Raw genomic sequence first — 22618 nt, forward strand, 5'->3', positions numbered from 1 at the left:
TTCTGCTGAATTAAAAGGATGAAACGGCCTTATATTCGTTCTTGTGATAGGTGATACACTCGATCAGTCCGTCCTTCAGTTTGATCGAACGCTGAGTCCTGAGTGCTATATCGTGTTCGTGGGTAACAATCAGAATGGTGATACCCTCGTCATTGATTTCCTGAAGCAGATCCATTACTTCCATTGAAGTCACTGAATCAAGAGCCCCGGTAGGCTCATCGGCCAGAATTACCTTTGGCTTTGAGATGAGCGCACGGGCGATTGCAATACGCTGCTTCTGGCCACCGGAAAGTTCACTCGGAAGATGTGTCCACCAATCTTTTAATCCAACCCTGTCGAGGTATTCCATTGCAATCTGGTTCCTTTTTCTGCGGCTTACGCCCTGGTAATAAAGGGGAAGAGCCACATTTTCCATTGCATTCTTAAATGAAATCAGGTTGAAGCTCTGAAAAACAAAACCTATTGTATGATTCCTTAAATGGGCAGCCTTTGTTTCATTAATATCATGGATAAACATCCCATTCAGGTAATATTCACCGGTATCATAGTTATCAAGTATACCAAGCACATTAAGCAGGGTGGATTTCCCGGAACCTGATGCACCCATTATGGAAACCATTTCGCCTTGTTCAATTTCCATATTTATGCCTTTGAGCACATGTAACGAATTGCTTCCGGTGACATAAGATTTGTTAACGTTTTTAAGTTTTATCATCGTGATTGAGCGGTTTAAGAAATTTTTAACAAAAAATATACCTTTTTACACAATATCCTTTTAAACAGAATCTTATCGAAAGTTTACACTGATTTTTAATGAGCAGGAATGTACACTTCTGAACATCGGGTGTACGAAAATGAACAATTGAAAAATTCATTTAGTAAACGCAACCCTTTGACATATTATTTCATCTGTATATCAACATCACAAGATTAAGCGAACGAATGAATTTAAAACTTAATTTTGAGTTGTTCAAACTGTGTATTTGGTAGATCACTTACATAAGATTATCAGCGGGTGCCAGGAGAATGATCCCCGGGCACAGCGTGAATTGTATGACATGTTCAGAACAAAAATGTTCGGGACATGCCTGCGATATGCAGGTAATTATGAGGATGCACAGGATATTTTGCAGGAAGGATTTATTAAGGTTTTTGAAAAAATTAACCAGTTTGCATTTAAAGGAGCGTTTGAGGGCTGGATCAGGCGAATCATGGTAAATACGGCGCTTGAGAAATACAGGGTTCATTACAGGCATATGGTTACTGAAGAAAATGCCGTAATGCCGGTAAATGAAGAATCCGAAGATATTACAGCCGAAATGGAAGCCCGTGAACTGGTGAACATCATTCAGGAACTGACACCCCGTTACAGGGTTGTTTTCAACATGTATGCCCTGGATGGTTACTCGCATAAGGAAATCAGTGAAATGCTGAACATAAGTGAAGGCACTTCAAAATCGAATCTTTCAAGAGCAAGGACTATCCTGCAGGAAAAAGTGAATAAGTATTATTTGAGAACGGTTCAAATGAAATGAGCCATGGACAACGATATGAATAAAACAGACAGCTATTTCAGGGACAGGCTGGGCGGTTTTGAGCTGAGCCCTCCTGAATCAAGCTGGGAGATTATCAGCCGTAAGCTGGCTGAACGAAAAAAGAAACGGATAATGATCCTTGTTTTCCGCATCGCGGCAGGAATGGCCATTCTACTGTCCACCGGACTGGGATATTACTGGATCACAATGAAGAACCAGCAACCGTTAATGAACCGGCAACTGACCCGGCAAATCCCGCCTGGGAAAAGCACCATGCCGGTAACCGTTGAAACTGAACGAACAGGTACATCATCTAACGCTCATCTTGAAAGTCCTGTTCCGGATAAATCAAACCCGGTTGCATTGTCAAAACGTATACCTAAAACCAGCTCAAAAACACAAGAAGCAGAACAATCACCATCAATTGCTGAAAACATAGCCGATAAGGCAACGAATTATGAAAATTCCGTTTCCGGGTCTGCAGTTAGTTTACCTGAAGAAATGCAAGCCATGGCATATCTGTCGCCCATTATGGGTTATGCTGTAGCTGGCTCTTCTGAAGATACAAAAAACGAAGACTTAGAAAATATCCGAACAATGACGCCGGAAGAAGCTGCGGCTTTATTAATGGCTGATTACAACGAAGGTTATACTGATGAAAAAGTGGCTGCCCGTCGAGAATGGATGCTGGGTAGCGAAATAGCACCGTTATATTCCGACAGGAATATTTCATCGGACAAATTGCAGTCCTCTAACATTGATGTCCTCAATAAAAATGAAAGCGGCCTTATAGCCTATGCCGGCGGATTCAGGGTATCATATTCCAAAGGCAAACGCCTTTCGGTACAATCAGGAATTTATTATTCACGATACGGTCAGCAGAAAAACAGCGTTGAGACGGTCAGTCTCGACAACAATGATGATAACAGCCGGAATTTTATAGAGGTAAATAACTCCACCGGAACCATAAGCGGGGTAATCGATAACAAAAAATCACAGTCATATAACTCGGCGGGAAACATAACCGAAGAAGATAAAGGTGTATCCGAAGCACTCGTTTATCCCCTTGTCACGGGCACATCAAAGGATGTCACCCTGCAGCAGATATTTGATTATTTTGAAGTCCCGCTTATCATGAAGTACAAGATCATTGACCGGAAAATCGACTTCACGTTCACCGGCGGTATGGTGACCAATTTCCTTGTAGGCAATACGGTTCGTATGATCTATGACGGATCTGAAACAACAATCGGCGAAACCAGTGATATTAACAGGATAAACTACCAGGGATCCGTAGGTTTAGGGCTGGAATACCCGGTTTCAAAGAATTTTGATTTTACCGTTGAACCCCGGTTCCGGTATTACCTGAATCCGATCGGCACGTCTTCGGATATTATCGTTCATCCTTTCTCCTTTGGCTTCTTTGCCGGGTTGAATTACAGGTTTTAAGATATATCCCTTTATTCACAGGTATTTCTGAAATAACACATTCGTAGAGACGCACGGCCGTGCGTCTCTACATGTTTATATAAAAAATTTTAAGGTTACTGAAATAAAAACCGATTATCCTTTTAACTAACTTTGCGCTATTCCGTAAAAAAGGTTAGCACTATTATTTTTCACAGAGGGAGATATGTCAAAAGGAAGATTTACTTATTGGTGGAGACCTGTGTTATATGTAGCAGGAGCTTGTTGTATTATTGGAGTATTTGTAACTATACAGGGTTTTACCGGCAACGATGGCACGCCGGCATTACCCGACCGTATGCCGTCACTTACACAACCATTTAGTTTGCCTCATGAGCTTAAATTTGCCGGCGAAACCGTTCCGCTTGTCAATTTTGATACCCGTGAAAGCCTCGACAAAGAGATGCTTGTAAACGGTTACTGGCATTCTCGCACACTGATGGTTCTTAAAAAATCAAAACGTTATTTCAAAACAATTGAACCGGTATTAAAAAAGTATGGAGTTCCCGACGATTTTAAATACCTGGCAATGGCTGAAAGCGGTTTTGAGAATGTGGTTTCACCGGCTAAAGCAGTCGGAGTTTGGCAATTGCTTGAATCAACCGCAAAAGAATATGGTCTTGAAGTGAATTCAGTAGTAGACGAACGATACGATTTGGAAAAATCGACCGAAGCGGCCTGTAAGTACCTTCTTCAAAGCTATAAGGAATTCGGCAGCTGGACAATGGCAGCAGCTACTTACAATGCAGGGCGCCAGGGCCTCGAGAACCAGATAGCCCGGCAGAAAACAAACAATTACTATGACCTGTTACTCAATGATGAAACGGCAAGGTATGTTTTCAGGCTTATTGCACATAAACTCATAACCGAAAATCCTTCGGAATACGGTTTTCATCTCGAAGACAATGATTATTATCCCGTGATTTCGACACACCAGGTGGATGTGGATAAGGAAATAAAAAACATCACCGATTTTGCTGTCGAGAATTCTACGAATTACAAGATTATTAAGCAATTTAATCCCTGGCTCCGTGACAACTATCTTCCCGGCACTTCCGGAAAGATCTATCACATAAGGATACCGGATGAAGGGCAAAGGGTAATCCAGTAACGAAATTGACTACTAAAACAACCAACAACAGGGCTTTAGAAACAGGGGAAGTTAATGTATACGGTGCGCGTGTTCATAACCTGAAAAACATAGATGTTACAATTCCCCGGAATCAACTGACCGTTATAACCGGTTTGAGCGGCAGCGGCAAATCATCACTGGCTTTCGATACCATTTATGCTGAAGGGCAGCGCCGCTATATGGAAACGCTGTCGGCTTACGCCAGGCAGTTTCTTGGTAACATGGAAAGGCCCGATGTGGATAAGATTACAGGGTTAAGTCCGGTAATTGCCATTGAGCAGAAAACAACCGGCCGGAATCCTCGTTCAACAGTCGGCACCATTACTGAAATTTACGACTTCCTCAGGCTTCTGTATGCCAGGGCAGGTATTGCCTATTCATACAATACAGGCGAACCCATGGTAAAATATACCGATGAGCAGATCATCAACCTGATCATCGAACGGTATGCAGGGCAAAAGATTTACATCCTGGCGCCTATCGTTAAAGGACGTAAAGGACATTACAAGGAAGTTTTCGAACAAATACGGAGAAAAGGATTTCTCAACGCACGCGTTGACGGAGAACTGATCGAAATCCGGCATGGCCTTAAACTTGACCGCTACAAATCTCATTTTGTCGAGATAGTGATCGACAAAATGGAAGTGGATGCGAGCGACAGGACAAGGTTGAAAAACTCAATAAGCCTTGCCATGCAACATGGAAAGGGAATCATCATGCTTCTTGACGCGGATAAGAAAGCTCCCCGTTATTACAGCCGGCTTCTTATGTGCCCTACAACCGGTTTGTCATATAATGAGCCTGCACCGCATACCTTTTCATTTAACTCGCCCCAGGGTGCCTGTCCGCATTGTAACGGTCTTGGAACCGTGAACCAGATCGACATTTCGAAAGTAATCCCCAATTCTGAACTCAGCATTAAAAAAGGAGGAATAGAACCCCTCGGGCCATACAGAAATGCCCTCATATTCTGGCAACTTGAGGCTGTTGCTGCCAAATACAAATTTTCACTTACAACACCCATCCGTGAAATTCCCGAAGAAGGGCTGAATGTCATCCTTTACGGAGCCGAGGAAACCTTTAAGCTTGAAAACACCCCTCTCGGATTTTCAACCAACTATTTCCTGAGTTTCGAAGGAGTGATCAATTACATTGCGAATCACATGAATGCGGCAGGCCAGAAAGATGAAGAGACCTGGACCGATCAGTATATTGAAAAGATAACATGCCCTGAATGCAAGGGAACAAGGTTAAAAAAGGAATCCCTGTATTTCCTGATTCATGATAAGAACATCGCGGAACTGGCATCCATGGATATCACTGACCTTTTTAACTGGCTGACCACAGTCGACCAGTACTTGAACAGCAAGCAACTGGCAATTGCCACTGAAATCCTTAAAGAACTCAGAACCCGCATCCGCTTTTTACTTGATGTCGGACTTGACTACCTGTCGTTGAACCGCAGTGCAGGGAGTCTTTCGGGCGGTGAGAGCCAGCGCATCAGGCTTGCCACGCAAATCGGATCACAGCTTGTTAATGTGCTGTACATCCTGGATGAACCCAGCATCGGGCTTCACCAGCGGGATAACCACCGGCTGATCGAGTCGCTCAAAGAGCTGCGTGATTCAGGGAATTCAGTTATTGTGGTTGAGCATGACAGGCAGATGATCATGAGTGCCGATTACGTTGTTGATCTTGGACCGTTTGCCGGTAGGCATGGTGGGGAGATTTGTTCGGTGGGAACTCCTGATAAAATAATGAAAAGCAATTCGCTCACTGCACAATACCTGAACCATCAGAAAACAATAGCAATTCCTGAAATCCGCAGACCGGGAAACGGCAAAAAGCTTATCCTTGCCGGTGCAACCGGGAACAACCTTAAAAATGTGGATATTGAACTGCCCCTTGGAAAATTCATTTGCATCACCGGAGTATCAGGTAGCGGAAAATCATCCGCCATTTATGATACACTCTACCCCATCCTGAGCCGTCATTTCTACCGTTCATCCCTGTCGCCCCTTCCATATAAAGAAATCAAAGGCATTGAGCATATTGATAAGGTGATTGAGGTTGACCAGTCGCCTATAGGGCGAACACCGCGATCGAACCCTGTCACCTATACAGGTGTTTTTTCGGATATCCGGAAATTGTTTGAGCAAACCAGGGAATCGAAGATACGGGGTTATAAAGCAGGCCGGTTCTCATTCAATGTAAAGGGAGGGCGCTGTGAAACATGCCAGGGAGCAGGTGTGCAGACTATCGAAATGAACTTTCTTCCTGATGTATATGTGCAGTGTAACGAATGCAACGGCAGGCGCTACAACAGGGAAACACTTGAAATCCGTTACAAAGGCAAGAACATAAGTGAAGTTCTTGATATGACAATAACCCAGGCCGTTGAATTTTTCGAGGGTATCCCGGCCATTCGGCATAAACTGGCCACTATCGAGCAGGTAGGACTTGGTTATATCACACTTGGACAGCCTTCTACAACCCTATCCGGTGGTGAATCGCAAAGAATCAAGCTGGCGACCGAACTGTCAAAAAAAGATACGGGCAAAACGCTTTACATACTTGATGAGCCTACAACCGGACTCCATTTTGAAGATGTGAGGGTTTTGCTTGAAGTGCTGAACCGGTTAACCGACAAAGGAAACACGGTTGTTGTCATCGAGCACAACCTGGATGTGATAAAAGTTGCGGATCATATCATTGACATGGGCCCCGAGGGTGGCGCCCGCGGCGGCGAAGTCCTCTGCACCGGAACTCCGGAAGAAGTGCTGAGGAATGAAAGAAGCTATACCGCGAAGTATCTTAAAGAAGAAATGTTTGAGGTTTGAGGTTTGAGGTTTGAGCGGGCCGTCATTGCGAGGAGCTTGAACACAGGTTTTGATTATAACAGAAAGTAATTGCGACGAAGCAATCTGCCGGCACAGGCAGGACATTGCAAGGAATTTCGAAATATATTTCTGGCTTGGCGAGGCCCTTCCTATTCGGGCAGATTGCTTCTGACCGTAGGAACCGGTCATGCAATGATGTGCTTTTTTTGAGTAATTAACTAAATTTACCCCCAAATACAACCAACTCTCATCATTCACGTATAGATACTAGATTGCAGCATTACTATGACTCACGGAGAAGAAAAAATAATTGACGCATTTAAGAATAAAGACTGGCAGGAAATTCAATCGGCCGACAGCTGGGGCATATTCAAAATAATGTCCGAATTCGTTGAAGGCTATGAAAAACTGGCCCGTATCGGACCCTGTGTTTCGATATTCGGATCAGCACGCACCGAGCCGGGTACAAAGTTTTACAAACTGGCCGAAGAAATTGCCTATCAGCTTACACAGTATGGTTATGGAGTAATAACCGGCGGCGGCCCAGGCATTATGGAAGCTGCCAACCTTGGTGCTAAACGAGGCAAAGGACGGTCGGTTGGAATTAACATTGACCTTCCTTTTGAACAGGAACCGAATTTATTTATCGATTCTGACAAACTGATCACATTCGATCATTTTTTTGTACGCAAAGTAATGTTCATCAAATACGCCCAGGGCTTTGTAGTGTTGCCGGGCGGATTCGGAACATTTGACGAGCTTTTCGAAGCTCTTACACTGATTCAGACCGAAAAAATCGGGAAGTTCCCGATCGTCCTTGTGGGCGTTGATTATTGGGATGGCTTGATCAAGTGGGTTAAAGAAGTAATGCTCGATGAAAACAAAAACATCAGCATTGATGACATGGAACTGTTTAAAGTTGTGGATACAGCAGAAGATGCCGTAAAACATATAAACGAGTTTTACAGCAAATACATTCTGAGTCCCAACTTCTGAAATGCTGAGCTTGTCGAAGCATTTCATACTGAGCTTGTCGAAGTATGATGCTGAGCAGAACCGAAGTACCGACCGCGCAGCAGTTGTTAATAAGTTAATTGAACTCATGTTTCAGGATTCTATATTTTTAACAACCTGTTAATACCAAACCAATGGTTAAACTGATTATAACCTTTCTGAATATTTTGGTATTGCTGGCTTTGCAGATGTTCTCCGGCGATGTATCTGTTAAGCTGGATGCACCTTCTGATGTTCAGGCAGGTTCTGAATTTGAAGTAAAAGTAACCGTTAACAAGGGCAACCTTGAAGGTTTTTCAAGGTTACAACAGAATATTCCCGCGGGTCTCATCGCCGCTGAAGGCACTTCATCAAATGCCGATTTTTCATTTACAGACAAAAGGGTAAGGCTTATCTGGCTCAAGGTTCCATCGAACGACCAGGTTACTGTTTCATATAAAGTTAAAGTGAATGAAAGGCTGAAAGGCACATTTACGCTTGGCGGAAAATTCTCTTACATCCGCGACAATGAGCGGGTATCCGTGGATATTGACCCTGTCACCATCAACATCACGCCTTCACCCGATGTGGATCCTTCACTTGTTGTCGATATTAACGATTTTGAAAAGATGATTATGCCGGCAGCCACTCCTGATGCCATTTCAGTGGCCTGTATCAGGCAGCGACCTGTTAAGGGCTCACAGGGTGATTACCTCGTGAATATGCTTGTAAGCAAGAACCTTTCACGCCAGTTTGCTAAAATAGAGGAAAATGTTCCGGCAGGATACACAGCTGTGGCCGTAGATCCGAAAAATGCCATATTTACTTTCAAAGATCAGAAAGTAAAGTTTCTGTGGATGAATGTTCCTGACGCACCCTATTTTTCTGTTTCATACAGGCTTATTCCTAAAAACCAGGCTAAGCTTGCTGAACCCGCCATCAAAGGAGCCTTTTCGTACCTTGTTGATCAGAATTCGGTAAGTGTTGATATTCTTGAAAGGGATATTGACATTGCCAGCCTCACGAACGACAATGCTGCCCAACTGATCGCCCAGGCCATTGCACAGCCCGAACCGGTTGAAAAGGTTCAGTACAATAATGATGTACTGGCTTTAAATGATAGCAAGAAAACAGAAAAGCCGGTTGAAACGAAAACCGACAAGCCCAAAAGAGAACCGAAACAGAAGCAGGTTAAACAACCAAAAACGGGTGAGACGGCAATGTTTGATCCGGAAAACGGAGTGTATTACAGGATTCAGCTTGCTGCAGGACACCAGCCGATTAATATAAGGCGGTATTTCGGTAAAATGAACCTTGAAAAGAAGGTACAGCAGGAAAACCATGACGGCTGGAAGAAATATTCAATAGGTTCATTTGCCCAATATAAGGACGCCCGCGATTACAGGGTTCATATCTGGAATACAACACCGGTAAAAGACGCTTTTATCACAGCATACAATAACGGCAAAAGAATCACAGTACAGGAAGCCCTAATGATCACCGAACAGAAATGGTACCAGTAGAAAAAAAACTCCTTTCAGCTAACCGGTTGTTCAAAACCGGCCTGGTATTTCTTTCCCTGCTTCTCACCTTCTATAATAGCAGGGCCCAGACAACCGATGAGTTTGAAAGCCAGTTGCACCTTGAAGTAGAGAATATTAACCCGGTTTATAAACCGGTATTGGGCTTTGGGGTTGGTGTTCTGAATTATCTGGGTGATATCAAAAATAATTACTTCACCCCAACCATGGGAACGTTGGGATACAAGGTGAATCTGTCCACTTACATTGATAACAAACGGTATTTTAAAGCCGAATTCAATTTCATGGGCGGAAAACTGAATGGCAATGAGCGTTCATACAACGATCCGGGTAAGAACTTTAACTTTCAGACCGACATCTATAATTTCGGTATTGCTATCAATTACGACTTCGATCATCTTTACAAGAAAAAGGACAGGCGCATCCATCCGTTTGTTTCCCTTGGAATAGGAACTCTTTTGTTTAATTCGCGCACTGACAGTTTCGCTTCGGTGTATGATCCTGATGCCGGTATTTATAATAATGTACGGTACAATTACTGGACTGACGGTACAATCCGCGATATTCCCCAATCAATGGATGACGGAACTCTCGACCATCTGATGAGCCGCGACTTCAAGTATGAGACTCCTCTGCGGTCAACCGACTGGGGCCTCGGCCAGTATTCACAATACGGCCTGGCTATACCGTTTGACTTCGGAATCGATATGCAATTATCGAACCGGTTGATGATCAGGCTTGGCCATTCGTTCAGCTACACGCTCACCGATGCGATCGATCATGTGAGTTCAAAAAACAAAACAGGGCGTATTGGTAAAAAAGGCAATGACATGTTCAATTTCACTTATCTGACCTTCCACCTCGACCTTTTCTCATCAGCCAAAATGCTTAAAGTCGAAATGCTGTTCCGCGACCAGGAATTTGATCCGATGCTGATGGGCGATGAAGATAATGACGGATGGCCCGACGCCATGGATGACTGTCCGGCCACCCCGCTTGGCGTTGCTACCGATTCTTCCGGCTGCCCGCTCGATTCAGACGATGACGGCATTTATGATTACCTTGATAAGGAACCGAACAGTAAACCGGGAGCCTATGTAAACGCCGAAGGAATTGGAATAACAGAGGAGGATGTGATTGCACTCCTTAACAATTCAATGGCAGTCGGCCGTAATGAAATCGACTTTTATATCCGCAGGCCTGACGCCTATGCAGGACGGAAGGGAAAAGGGGTTCCGATTCCCGATAAATTTAAGTCGATTGATTCCGACAAGGATAACTACATATCGTTCGATGAAATGCTGAGAGAGATTGACAGGTACTTTGATTTTGATTCAAAACTGACGGCCGGAGATATTTACGAGCTGAATAACTTCTTCTTCCAGCAATAGTTTTCAGTGTTTCATCATCCGGTCCATTATACGGGTTGCATCCTTCTTTTTAAGGTCTTCGCGTTTATCATACTCTTTCTTGCCTCGTGCAAGGGCGATTTCAAGTTTTGCATAACTTGTGTCGGCGATAAATATTTTAAGGGTAACAATAGTAAGCCCTTTTTCTTTGACGTTTTTCTGAAGTTTTTTAAGTTCCCTTTTTGTAAGAAGCAGTTTCCTGTCGCGTTTCGGAAAATGATTGAAAATATTGCCGAAATCATATTCGGTAATATGCATGCCTTTCACATACAGCTCACCCTCACTGAAATAGCAGTATGAATCCACAAGACTGGCTTTACCGGCCCTGATGGATTTTATTTCTGTACCTGTAAGCACGATACCGGCGACAAATTTGTCGAGTATCTCATACTCATGCCAGGCCTTCTTGTTTTTTATTTCTATTGCAGGCATTGATTTGGCGCTGTGATGCAAAATAAGTTCAATTTATCCGATTTTCCATAAATTAGCCGTAATGAAATATCAGATGATTGACTCGAAATATAACCTGGTAACGGTGCTTGGTCCTACAGCAAGCGGAAAGACAGCGTTTGCAGCCACGCTTGCCCATGCGGCAGGAGGTGAAATCATCAGTGCCGACTCAAGGCAGGTTTACAGGAAGATGAATATTGGAACCGGTAAAGATTATGCCGATTACCGTGTGGGTGACACAATGATTGCCGTTCACCTGCTGGATATTGCTGAACCGGGTTATAAATACAGCGTATATGAATTTCAGCGTGACTTTTCAAAGGCTTTCTCACAGATAACCTCTTCGGGTAAGCTGCCTGTACTTTGCGGCGGCTCAGGAATGTACATCGAAGCAGCAACCCGGAATTACAGGCTTGATTATGTGCCTGAGAATTTTGCGTTGAGGCAGAAGCTCGAAAATAAAACGCTTGAAGAACTGAAAGCGATCCTCGGACAGATGAAGACCCTGCATAACAAAACCGATGTCGATACAAAGGAACATGCATTGCGGGCTATAGAAATAGAAGACTATTATAAACAAAATGCATCGCATGATAAAACACATCAGCAATTGAATACCCTGTTCCTCGGAGTGATTTACGACAGGCAGGAAGAAAGGCAGCGCATAACAGAACGGCTTGATAAAAGGCTGAATGAAGGGATGGTGGAAGAAGTGGATGCACTTCTTAAATCGGGGATTTCACCGGACTCACTGGTGTATTATGGATTGGAATACCGGTTCATTACACTGTACCTTACAGGCAAAATTGATTTTGATTCAATGAAAAATCAACTGAATACCGCTATTCATCAGTTCTCGAAAAGACAGCGAACCTGGTTCAGAAAAATGGAAAGGGAAGGATGCATGATCAACTGGCTCAACGGTGAATGGCCTATGGAAGACAAGTTACAGAAAGCGCTTGATTTTCTGAAAAGCTGAGGCTACATCAAAGCCCACTTATGCGAAAAACACAGGTACGCGAGATAGCAGAAATATATGATGTTGATGAGGGATATCAATACATTGTATTCAATCCGGTTCTTTTTGATCTTACGTCGGATCATTATACCTACATTCGGGATTATCGTTGAAGTCAGAAAAAACAGGAAATGAATATTGAACAGGGTTTCATAGGGCTGCTCCGATTGCCTGATTTCCTTTTTACCGAATAAAAGCAGGTAGGTAAAGACCATAAAAGAAGCCAGGAACAGCAGGTATGTGAATTTAAGCACGATGGTGGATTTTGATCTTCGCCTGTGATACCGGAAAGGCTTCAGGATAATTATCGTTACAATGTACAATATACAATAGCCTATCAGAAAAAAGGTCTGAAATATGCCATGAAAGAAATTTCCCATGCTGTTAGCTTTGTTGCATAATATTACAAAAATAACAGATGTAATTTCATATATCCCAAAAGTTTATCAACCGTTTTTCAGGCTTAGCAAGGCTACGTTTTCCACATGGTGTGTAAATGGGAACATGTCCACGGGCTGACTTTTCAACACGGTATACCTGTCTGAAAGCATCTCAATATCACGAGCCTGAGTGGCAGGGTTACAGCTTACATAAACAATTCTTGACGGTGCAGCCTCAGAAATCGCTTTAACCACATCGGCATGCATTCCGTTCCTGGGAGGATCGGTTATTATAACATCCGGATGGCCCTGTGCGCTTATAAACCCCGGTGTAAGAATGGCCCGTATGTCGCCGGCAAAAAAGGATGCATTCGCGATCTGGTTCAGGTCAGCATTGATTTTTGCATCGGCAATAGCCTCATCCACGTATTCAATTCCGGTTATATGCCGGCTGTGTTTAGCCAGAAACAGGGCAATGGTGCCGGTTCCGGTATATAAATCGTAAACGGTCTCGCTGCCGTTTAATGCTGCAAAATCACGGACAACGGAATAAAGCCGGTGAGCCTGCGCGGTATTGGTTTGGAAGAATGATTTGGGAGATATCCTGAATTTAAGATCCTCCATCTCCTCGATGAGGTGATCAGCACCATTGAAAAGTTCCACTGTAAGGTCGTTCAGTGTGTCATTGGCTTTTCCGTTAATCACATACATGAGCGAAGCGATTTCGGGAAAGTTCTGCGAGAGTTCGTTCAGCAATTTGTTTATCGGTTCCATTTCCCTTTTGAAAAATGAAACGATGACCATCACCTCACCCTTAAGATTATTGCGTATTGTGAGATTTCGCAACAAACCCTGCTGATTGATCAGGTCGAAAAATTCAAGAGAATGATCCAGGGCGTATTGCTTAACAAACTCACGGATGCGGTTTGAAGGTTCCGGTTGCAGATAACATTCCCTGATGTCAAGAACTTTATCGAATCTACCGGGGATATGGAAGCCCAGTCCTCTTCTCTCAATACCGTGATCTCCTGATTGTATCTCAGCTGTTGTAAGCCACCTGTTATTTGAAAAGGTATATTCCAGTTTGTTCCTGTAACCCGTCTGCTTTTCTGATCCCAACGCCGGTAAGACAGTGCCAGGATTAACCCTGCCTATCCTTTCGAGCATATCTTTCACCTGTCTTTGTTTGTAGGCAACCTGTTCAGCATACGGCAGGTGCTGCCACTTACAGCCTCCGCAAACCCCGAAATGAGTGCAGAACGGTTTACTTCGGTTTTCAGAATATTTGTGGAATTTGACAGGGTATCCTTCCATAAAGCGTTTCCGTTTGCGGATAACCTGCACATCTACAATGTCTCCCGGCACACACTGGGTGACAAAAACAACCATTCCGTTAAGATGCCCGAGAGCCTTGCCCTCAGCAGCCACGTCGGTTATTAAAACCGCTTCAAGCAACGGTTTGGTCTTCGATCGGCTCATAATTTTTAATGAATCGCAAAGATAATCGGAAGAGAATCACATTGTGTATTTTTTCTTAACTTCAGCCCTGTTTCTAAATAAAATTAAGGATGAAAACAACTTTCAGCATTTTCGCATTTGTATTTGCATTGCTTATGTCATGCAATACTATCGTTAAAAAGCAGGATGCAAAACAGGCTATTGCAGCCACGGATTCAGTTGTGGATTCAAATACTGTAAGAACCCTTAAAGAATACTTCAGCAACGGGAAAATAAAGACGGAAACTGAAGCCAAAGGCAACCTTCGCCATGGTCTTACAAAAAACTACGACCGCGATGGCCGTTTACTCTCGCAGGTGAATTATGTAAACAACACCCGTGAGGGAATGGCGACGAACTTTTATGCCGTATCAGGTAAAGTGAATTCCACCCTTGTTTATAAGAATGGAATCAAAGAGGGTGATGAAATCTGGTATTATGAAGATGGTCAACAACCTTACAGGGTTACTCCTTATGTAAAAGGTTATGCCAACGGCATACAGAAGTATTATTATGAAGATGGCAAAATAAAAGCTGAAGTTCCTGTTAAAAACGGCAATCCGGGGGTTGGACTGAAGGAATACAAGCCTGATGGAACACTGATTACCGAATACCCCACCCTTAAAATCACACAAAAGGATTTTCTGAGACAGGCTAATAAAATAATTTTGCAGATTGAGCTTTCTGATCCTTCCGCACAGGCCAAGTTTTACAGGGGTGCTCTTGACGGCGGCAAATATTTGTCGGACCAGATGCTTGTACTGGCCATTCAAAACGGTATTTCACAGGTCGACTTCAATGTTCCCCCGGGATCGGCGCTGAATCAGAAAGTGGTAATAACGGCCAATATCAAAACAAAATTCGGGAATCCCCTGATTGTTTCACGTACCTTTACAGCAAGCGCCGTCAATAATAACTAAGCATTTACAATGTACTCGCTATTTATAAAGGAAATTAAAAGCTTTTTCAATTCTCTCACAGGATACATTGTAATAGTAGTTTTTCTTTTAATTAACAGCCTGTTCATGTGGGTATTCAAAGGCCCGATGAATTTACCGGAGGGAGGTTACGCAACCATTGACACGTTATTTTATATTGCACCGTGGGTGTTTCTGATGCTGATTCCGGCACTTACTATGAGAAGTTTTTCAGAGGAAAAGCGTTCGGGCACTCTTGATCTGCTTCTCACAAGGCCGCTTTCATCCGTCAGGATTGCTATTGCCAAGTATTCGGCCACCCTTGTTCTGATTATCCTTGCGCTTCTTCCGACTCTTATTTACTATATTTCGATAATCCTGCTGGGTAATCCGGTCGGCAATATTGATCATGCGGGAACATGGGGTTCCTATGTCGGTTTGTTGATGCTGGCTGCTGCCTATGCATCCATCGGCATTTTTTGCTCCTCACTTACTGATAACCCGGTTATTTCGTTTATGGTTTCGGCCATTATCAGTTTATTTGTCTGTTACGGGTTTGAACAGATTTCAAGCCTCTTTTCAGAAGGAAAAGCAGGAAGCTTTTTTATTACTCTTGGAATAATGGATCATTACCGGTCGATGAGCCGTGGAGTGATCGACACAAGAGATGTTGTGTATTTCCTGGCACTGATTTCGATATTTATGTTGATGACCAAAACCAGTCTGGAATACCGAAAATAGCAATCCGAATGAACAAGAGAATAAAAAACCCGGTATTAAGGCTGTTGCTTACTATTGCTGCAATAATTGCAGTAGCCTGGCTGCTGTCTGTTAAATATTACCGTTTCGACCTTACATCGGAAAAGAGATATACACTTTCACCCTTTACCCGTGAAACACTGAAGAACCTGAAAAATGAAGTCAGTATTACGGTTTACCTTACCGGAGACCTTAATATCCCGTTCTATAAGATGAAACAAAGGCTGCAGGAAACCCTGGATGAATTCAGGGTGTATGCAGGTAAAAAGCTGACCTATGAGTTTGTTAATCCCTTTGAAGGAAAAGACTCAAAGGAAACGGATAAATTCCTCAATTCACTGGTTGATAAGGGATTGAAGCCTACAAACATTCTGGATAACGACAAAGAAGGCGGATCTTCTGAGAAGGTTATCATTCCCGGAGCGCTTGTACACTATAAAAACGTTGAAATTCCGGTTAACCTGCTCAAGAATAACCCCGGATCAGGTGCCGAGCAAAACATCAATAGTTCAATCGAAAGCTTTGAATTCGAATTCATGAGGGTTATCAGTTCCCTTGCAGCAGATTCCACTGAAAGAGTGGCATTTCTTGAAGGACAGGGAGAATTCAATGAATACCAGGTTAAAGATATTACCAATGAATTAGGCTGGAACTTTCAGGTAGACAGAGGAAAAATCAATGGCAGGCCTGGAGTGCTTGATCAGTACAAGGCAGTGATCATCGCCGGTCCGACGCAGGCGTTTAATGAAAAGGACAAGTTTGTACTGGACCAGTATGTGATGAAGGGCGGAAAGCTGTTATGGTTCATTGATATGGTTGATGCCAGCCTTGACAGTATAAGTGGCGGAAATCCGAAAGTAGCGCTTATCAGGAGCCTGAACATTGAGGATTTGTTGTTCCGGTATGGAGTAAGGATCAACCCGGTGCTGGTGCAGGATGTTCAATGTGCAACAGTTCCTGTGAATGTGGCTCTTATGGGCAATGCACCTGATTTCAGACCTGCTCCGTGGCTATATTCACCATTACTCACAGCGCCTGTAAATAATCCGGTAACCCGTAATCTCACCATGATAAAAGCTGAGTTTGCCGGGTCAATTGACACCATTGAAGCCCGGAAAGGAATTAAGAAAACGGCGCTTCTGCGAACATCTCAATATTCAAGGGAAGTGGCTGCCCCTGTGATGATCACGCTGGATGAGGTAAGGCTAACGCCCAGGCAACAGGATTTCACAAGGAGTTTTATTCCTCTTGCCGTATTGCTAGAAGGGTCATTTGAATCGGCTTTTAAAAACAGGATGACCGGCTCATTGTTCCCGGATACTACTGTGGATGTCATTGGTAACGGGAAACCTTCGTCGATGCTTGTTGTAGCCGATGCCGACATGATCAGGAACGAAATAAAGCCTACTCCCAAAGGTATAATGGTTGCCCCGCTTGGCTTTGACCGGTTCACTTCAAGGACCTATGGAAACAAGGACTTCATTGTTAATGCTGTTCACTATATGACAGGACACAGGGGATTGATTAACCTGCGTTCGAGGGAAATTGCCATCCGGTTGCTGGATAAGGCAAAGCTGAAAACCGAAAGGAAAAAGTGGGTGGTTATCAATATCTTAGTGCCTCCGCTTGTTGTTATATTAGCCGGTTTGATTTATACGTGGTTGAGAAAAAAGAAATTTTCACGGTTATAAGACCGTTGAAAAAAAATGATTTTTCGCGTCCAAGACAATCCTTTTTTTTTTGTAATATTGGTACCCTTACGACACCACGTAAGTAGCAAGATAATAGCGTGTTTTATTAATAGTTAAAAACTCTGTACATGAAATTTGTAGTATCAAGCATTGATCTGTTGAACCATCTTCAGGCATTAAGCCGTGTGATCAGTTCGAAAAATACTCTACCGATACTCGACAATTATCTTTTCAAACTGGATGGAAAAACCCTTGAAGTGACTGCTTCGGACCTGGAAACTACAATGGTTACCACACTTGAACTCGAAAACACTGATGGTTCGGGCAACATAGCCATTCCTGCCAAACTGATTACGGATTCATTGCGTGAATTCCCTGATCAGCCACTGACATTCACAATCAATAATGATTCTTTTGCTGTAACCATCAGTTCCGAGAATGGCCAGTTTTCGGTAATGGGCCAGCACGGCGACGATTTTCCGCAGTTGCCACGCATAAAACCAGAGAGAACGGTTTCATTAAAGATTTCAGCCGTTTCATTTGTAAGCGGTATTACAAGCACTCTTTTCGCAACGGCAGATGATGAACTCAGGCCTGTCATGAACGGCATTTTCATGGAACTCAGTCCTTCAGACATTACCTTCGTAGCATCAGACGCTCATAAGCTGGTGCGTTACAAACGTACGGATGTAACTTCCGATGCAGGTGCTTCCTTTATTCTGCCCAAGAAACCTGCTGCCCTGTTGAAAAACCTGCTGTCAAAGGGAAATGAAGAAGTGAGCATCCAATTCGACGATAAAAATGCTTTCTTCTCAACACCTTCTTTTAAAGTGGTTTGCCGGCTTGTGGAAGGTAATTACCCAAGCTACAATTCGGTAATTCCAACCAACAATCCGAACAAACTGCTGATCGACAGGGTTAAATTGCTGAACACGGTTCGCCGCGTTTCCGTATTTTCAAACCAGGCCAGTAACCTGATCCGTATGTCGCTTAAAGGAAACAGGCTTACTGTATCGGCACAGGACATTGATTTTGCCACCTCTGCCGTAGAGGAACTTGCTTGCCAGTACAATGGCGATGATCTTGAAATCGGCTTCAAATCTACATTTCTTGTTGAGATTCTTACGAACATTCAATCATCGGATGTGTCAATCGAATTATCCGATGCATCGAGGGCAGGGCTTTTCATTCCCTTTAACAAGGAGAATGAAAGTGAAGATGTGCTGATGCTGCTGATGCCGATGATGATCAATTCGTAGTACCTTCATGAACCTCAATTTAAAAAATCCGCTGATTTTCTTTGATCTGGAAACTACAGGGATTGATGTGGCCGTAGACCGGATTGTTGAAATTTCGTACCTCAAGATATATCCGAACGGGGATGAGGAATCGAAAACAATGAAAATTAATCCTACTGTTCCCATTCCACCGAAGTCCACTGCCATTCATGGGATTACTGATGATGATGTAAAGTTTTCTCCGAAGTTTAGTGAAGTAGCCAAATCGCTTGCCAATACTTTTGAAGGATGCGATTTTGCCGGATATAATTCTAATAAGTTCGATCTGCCCCTATTGGCTGAGGAGTTTTTGAGGGCCGGAACGGATATCGATCTAAAAAAGAGAAAATTTGTGGATATCCAGGTCATCTTTCACAAGCGGGAACAGCGCACATTAAGCGCAGCGTATAAGTTTTACTGTGAAAAGGAACTGATAAACGCTCACTCGGCCGAAGCGGACACCTATGCCACGTATGAGATACTGAAAGCCCAGCTCGACCGGTATACCGATCTCCCGAACGATGTTGATGAATTGTCAAAATATTCCTGCCAGAACCAGAATGTGGATTTCCTGGGCAGGATCATTTACAATGAACAGGGCCAGGAAATCTTCAATTTTGGAAAATACAAAGGCCAGATTGTTGAGGAGATCTTTAGAAAAGACCAGGGATATTACGGATGGATGATGAACGGCCAGTTTCCGCTTCATACCAAAAACGTTCTCACGGCTATTAAGCTGCGGAGTGCGTTTGGAAAAAGTCCGTCATTGCGATGATATGATCGTCATTGCGAGGAGCATGACAATATTTGATTTTAGCAGGATGTAAAGCGACGAGGCAATCTGCCCGAACAGGCACACCGATGCAATGTGTATGGCTTGGTCAGGTCCTTCCTGTGCTGGCAGATTGCTTCGTCGCAATTATTTTTGTATAAATACTATTTGTTTTATCAAGCTCCTCGCAATGACGGGGCTTTGACTAACAGGCTAACAAACACCCCTATGAAAATCATCTGCATCGGCCGCAACTATGTTGAACATGCGAAGGAGCTGAATAACCCTCTTCCGTCAAAGCCTGTTTTTTTCATGAAGCCTGATTCGGCGCTGCTGCTGAATAACAACCCGTTTTTTCTTCCGGCCTTCTCGAATGAGATCCATTACGAAGCTGAGATTGTGCTGAAAATAAGCCGGCTTGGAAAAAGCATCAAAAAGCAGTTCGCTCACCGCTATTATGAACAGGCCGGTGTGGGTATTGATTTCACAGCCCGGGACCTGCAAGACGTATGCAAAAAGAATGGCCATCCGTGGGAAATTGCAAAGGCTTTTGATCAGTCGGCTGTAATAAACAAATTTGTCCCTATAGCCTCCGTGCCAGACCGGAATGCAATTAATTTCAGACTGGAAATTAACGGGAAGAATGTCCAGACCGGAAATACTCGTGATATGATCTTTTCATTCGATGACATTATTGAATATGTATCAAACTTCATCACACTGAAGACAGGAGACCTTATATTTACTGGCACACCGGCCGGAGTAGGCCCGGTTAAAATCGGGGATAACCTTGTGGCATCCATTGAAGATCAGGTAGTACTGGATTTTCATGTGAGGTAAAACCCGTGAATATTGAAAAAAAAACGTAGGTTTGTAAAAAAGAGCCGGGAATGATACAATCGATGACAGGGTATGGGAAATCTACCTATGATTTGGGCGATAAAACAGTTATTTTCGAAATAAAATCCCTGAACAGCAAGCAGCTCGATTTATATATCAGGCTGCCCAACGGGTACAGGGAGAAGGAAATGGATATCCGCAATGAAATCTCCAGCCGGATCAAGCGCGGCAAAGTGGAAGTAAATGTTTCTTTTGAATTCCGTGAGGGAAAACAGGCGACGCAGATTAATGCCGCCGTTGTAAAAGATTACTACACTCAGCTTAAGGAAATTGCTTCAGAAATCGGACTGTCGGATCACGAGCCCATATTGCAGTCAATTTTGCGGATGCCTGAAGCCCTGAATACGGATAAGCAGGGAGTGGATCCTGATGAATCGGAAAAGCTTATGTTATCGTTGAAGCATGCCATCGACGAACTCGATAAATACAGGAGCACAGAAGGGGCAGCGCTTGCATCGGACATTTCAGGCCGGATTGGTATGATTGAAAATTACCTGCAGCACATAGCACCGTTTGAGAATGAAAGGACCGAATCAATCCGCAATAAATTAGGCAATTCGCTGCTTGATTTTATACCGCAGGAAAGCATTGATAAGAACCGGTATGAGCAGGAGCTAATCTATTACCTTGAAAAGCTGGATATTTCAGAAGAAAAAACACGCCTGAAACAGCATTGCAAATATTTCATCGAAGTAATGGAGGAATCGGACCAGGTAGGCCGCAAGCTCGGTTTTGTGGCACAGGAAATAGGCCGTGAAATTAATACAATAGGTTCAAAAGCCAATCATTCAGGCATTCAGAAACTGGTTGTCCTCATGAAGGATGAACTTGAAAAAATCAAGGAACAACTATTGAACGTGTTATAGTATGACAGGAAAAGTCATCATTATTTCAGCACCTTCGGGGGCCGGCAAAACAACCATCGTGAGGCACCTGCTCGGCATAGAGGAGTTCAGACTTGCCTTTTCGGTTTCGGCATGCACAAGGCCTCCGCGTGACGGAGAAATCAATGGCCGCGATTATTATTTTATTTCACCCGATCAGTTCAAAGCAAAGATTGATGACGGCTCATTTATTGAATGGGAAGAGGTATATAAGAACAGTTACTATGGAACGCTTAAATCGGAAGTTGAGCGGATATGGAATAACAATCAGCATGTTCTTTTTGACGTAGACGTTATGGGTGGTGTCAATCTCAAGCAAAAATTCGGAAACGATGCCCTGGCTGTTTTTGTCATGCCACCATCAATTGAAGTACTGAAGGAACGCCTTGAAAAACGGGGAACGGAGACTGCTGAGAAAATCACAAACCGTATCCATAAAGCCAGCCTTGAAATCAAGTTTGCGCGCAAGTTTGATATAACAGTTGAAAACGACATCCTTGAGAAGGCGCTGAAGGAAACTGAAAACCTTGTACGAAATTTTCTGAAGAACGAATAGTCATGAAAACCGGTTTGTATTTCGGATCATTCAATCCCGTACATATCGGTCATTTAGCTATTGCCAATTACATGACGGGGTTCACTGACATCGATCAGCTTTGGTTTGTGATCAGTCCTCAGAATCCGCTGAAAAGAAAAGCAACCCTTCTCGAAGACCACAAACGCAGGGCATTGCTCGAATTAACCGTAGAAGATGATGACCGGCTGAGGGTTTGCGATATAGAATTCAAACTGCCGAAGCCATCCTACACAGTTGATACGCTGGCGTATATGAAAGAACTTTACCCGTCGCATGAATTCATTTTGATTATGGGGTCTGACGGGTTACCGACATTTAAAAAGTGGAAGAATTACAGGGTTATTGAAGAAAATTACACACGCTATATCTATCCACGGCCTGGCTATCCGGTTGATCTTTCCGAACATCCCAATTGCAAAGTAGTTGACGCACCCCTCATGGAAATATCATCCACCTTCATCCGTGATGCATTAAAGGCACGCAAAGATATCCGGCACTTCCTGCCACCAAGGGTATATGAGTATATTGTGGAGATGCATTATTATGAGTGAGCTAAAATATTACTACTTTTACCGGTTT

General features: G+C 43.4%; 21 protein-coding genes. 17 read left to right on the plus strand and 4 right to left on the minus strand.

Annotated elements, in window-relative coordinates; genetic code table 11:
• Positions 1-10: 10 nt before the first annotated feature.
• Positions 11-715: an ABC transporter ATP-binding protein gene (locus VK179_05035; protein ID HLO58081.1), complete on the minus strand. Its 705-nt coding sequence runs from the start codon at positions 713-715 to the stop codon at positions 11-13.
• A 268-nt stretch (positions 716-983) separates the two neighbouring features.
• On the opposite strand from VK179_05035, the gene VK179_05040 reads away from it, so the two are divergent.
• The 7 genes from VK179_05040 (at position 984) to VK179_05070 (ending at position 10899) form a co-directional block, all read left to right on the plus strand.
• Positions 984-1535, plus strand: a complete 552-nt coding sequence (locus VK179_05040) for a sigma-70 family RNA polymerase sigma factor (protein HLO58082.1) — start codon at positions 984-986, stop codon at positions 1533-1535.
• Positions 1536-1538: 3 nt separating this feature from the next.
• Positions 1539-2984 (plus strand): outer membrane beta-barrel protein, encoded by a 1446-nt coding sequence (locus tag VK179_05045; GenBank protein HLO58083.1) that lies wholly within the window; start codon positions 1539-1541, stop codon positions 2982-2984.
• A gap of 184 nt (positions 2985-3168) precedes the next feature.
• Positions 3169-4113 (plus strand): lytic transglycosylase domain-containing protein, encoded by a 945-nt coding sequence (locus VK179_05050; GenBank protein HLO58084.1) that lies wholly within the window; start codon positions 3169-3171, stop codon positions 4111-4113.
• Positions 4114-4118: 5 nt separating this feature from the next.
• Positions 4119-6974: an excinuclease ABC subunit UvrA gene (gene uvrA / locus VK179_05055; protein HLO58085.1), complete on the plus strand. Its 2856-nt coding sequence runs from the start codon at positions 4119-4121 to the stop codon at positions 6972-6974.
• 285 nt (positions 6975-7259) lie between these two features.
• Complete coding sequence (locus tag VK179_05060; GenBank protein HLO58086.1) at positions 7260-7970, plus strand: TIGR00730 family Rossman fold protein; 711 nt, start codon at positions 7260-7262, stop codon at positions 7968-7970.
• A 152-nt stretch (positions 7971-8122) separates the two neighbouring features.
• The gene (locus VK179_05065) at positions 8123-9490 is read left to right on the plus strand and encodes a hypothetical protein (protein HLO58087.1); all 1368 of its coding nucleotides are present in this window, start codon (positions 8123-8125) and stop codon (positions 9488-9490) included.
• Positions 9478-10899 carry a hypothetical protein gene (locus VK179_05070; GenBank protein ID HLO58088.1) on the plus strand — a complete coding sequence of 474 codons (1422 nt, stop codon included), beginning with the start codon at positions 9478-9480 and terminating at the stop codon, positions 10897-10899. The genes VK179_05065 and VK179_05070 overlap by 13 nt, the downstream gene beginning before the upstream one ends.
• 3 nt (positions 10900-10902) lie before the next feature.
• Here VK179_05070 and smpB read toward each other — a convergent pair whose 3' ends face one another.
• Positions 10903-11349, minus strand: a complete 447-nt coding sequence (gene smpB / locus VK179_05075; GenBank protein ID HLO58089.1) for an SsrA-binding protein SmpB — start codon at positions 11347-11349, stop codon at positions 10903-10905.
• A gap of 61 nt (positions 11350-11410) precedes the next feature.
• Here smpB and miaA point away from each other — a divergent pair, with 61 nt between their 5' ends.
• On the plus strand, positions 11411-12346 hold the full coding sequence (gene miaA / locus VK179_05080; protein HLO58090.1) for a tRNA (adenosine(37)-N6)-dimethylallyltransferase MiaA: 936 nt from the start codon (positions 11411-11413) through the stop codon (positions 12344-12346).
• Positions 12347-12348: 2 nt separating this feature from the next.
• Here miaA and VK179_05085 read toward each other — a convergent pair whose 3' ends face one another.
• Together VK179_05085 and rlmD are read right to left on the minus strand one after the other, a co-directional pair.
• A complete protein-coding gene (locus VK179_05085; GenBank protein ID HLO58091.1) occupies positions 12349-12765 on the minus strand; it encodes a hypothetical protein in 417 nt (138 codons plus the stop codon).
• A gap of 66 nt (positions 12766-12831) precedes the next feature.
• Positions 12832-14244 carry a 23S rRNA (uracil(1939)-C(5))-methyltransferase RlmD gene (gene rlmD, locus VK179_05090; protein ID HLO58092.1) on the minus strand — a complete coding sequence of 471 codons (1413 nt, stop codon included), beginning with the start codon at positions 14242-14244 and terminating at the stop codon, positions 12832-12834.
• A gap of 89 nt (positions 14245-14333) precedes the next feature.
• Here rlmD and VK179_05095 point away from each other — a divergent pair, with 89 nt between their 5' ends.
• From VK179_05095 to nadD, 9 genes are all read left to right on the plus strand, one after another.
• Positions 14334-15182: a toxin-antitoxin system YwqK family antitoxin gene (locus VK179_05095; GenBank protein ID HLO58093.1), complete on the plus strand. Its 849-nt coding sequence runs from the start codon at positions 14334-14336 to the stop codon at positions 15180-15182.
• Positions 15183-15191: 9 nt separating this feature from the next.
• On the plus strand, positions 15192-15920 hold the full coding sequence (gldF, locus tag VK179_05100) for a gliding motility-associated ABC transporter permease subunit GldF (GenBank protein ID HLO58094.1): 729 nt from the start codon (positions 15192-15194) through the stop codon (positions 15918-15920).
• A gap of 8 nt (positions 15921-15928) precedes the next feature.
• Positions 15929-17629 (plus strand): gliding motility-associated ABC transporter substrate-binding protein GldG, encoded by a 1701-nt coding sequence (gene gldG, locus VK179_05105; GenBank protein HLO58095.1) that lies wholly within the window; start codon positions 15929-15931, stop codon positions 17627-17629.
• A 128-nt stretch (positions 17630-17757) separates the two neighbouring features.
• Positions 17758-18888 carry a DNA polymerase III subunit beta gene (dnaN, locus tag VK179_05110; protein HLO58096.1) on the plus strand — a complete coding sequence of 377 codons (1131 nt, stop codon included), beginning with the start codon at positions 17758-17760 and terminating at the stop codon, positions 18886-18888.
• Between the two features lie 7 nt (positions 18889-18895).
• The gene (locus VK179_05115) at positions 18896-19681 is read left to right on the plus strand and encodes a 3'-5' exonuclease (GenBank protein ID HLO58097.1); all 786 of its coding nucleotides are present in this window, start codon (positions 18896-18898) and stop codon (positions 19679-19681) included.
• 225 nt (positions 19682-19906) lie between these two features.
• Positions 19907-20518 carry a fumarylacetoacetate hydrolase family protein gene (locus VK179_05120; protein ID HLO58098.1) on the plus strand — a complete coding sequence of 204 codons (612 nt, stop codon included), beginning with the start codon at positions 19907-19909 and terminating at the stop codon, positions 20516-20518.
• A 50-nt stretch (positions 20519-20568) separates the two neighbouring features.
• The gene (locus VK179_05125; protein ID HLO58099.1) at positions 20569-21444 is read left to right on the plus strand and encodes a YicC/YloC family endoribonuclease; all 876 of its coding nucleotides are present in this window, start codon (positions 20569-20571) and stop codon (positions 21442-21444) included.
• A gap of 1 nt (position 21445) precedes the next feature.
• Positions 21446-22018, plus strand: a complete 573-nt coding sequence (gmk, locus tag VK179_05130; GenBank protein HLO58100.1) for a guanylate kinase — start codon at positions 21446-21448, stop codon at positions 22016-22018.
• 2 nt (positions 22019-22020) lie between these two features.
• Complete coding sequence (gene nadD, locus VK179_05135) at positions 22021-22590, plus strand: nicotinate (nicotinamide) nucleotide adenylyltransferase (GenBank protein ID HLO58101.1); 570 nt, start codon at positions 22021-22023, stop codon at positions 22588-22590.
• Positions 22591-22618: the final 28 nt, after the last annotated feature.

Source organism: Bacteroidales bacterium, from assembly GCA_035299085.1.
Lineage (GTDB): Bacteria > Bacteroidota > Bacteroidia > Bacteroidales > UBA10428 > UBA5072.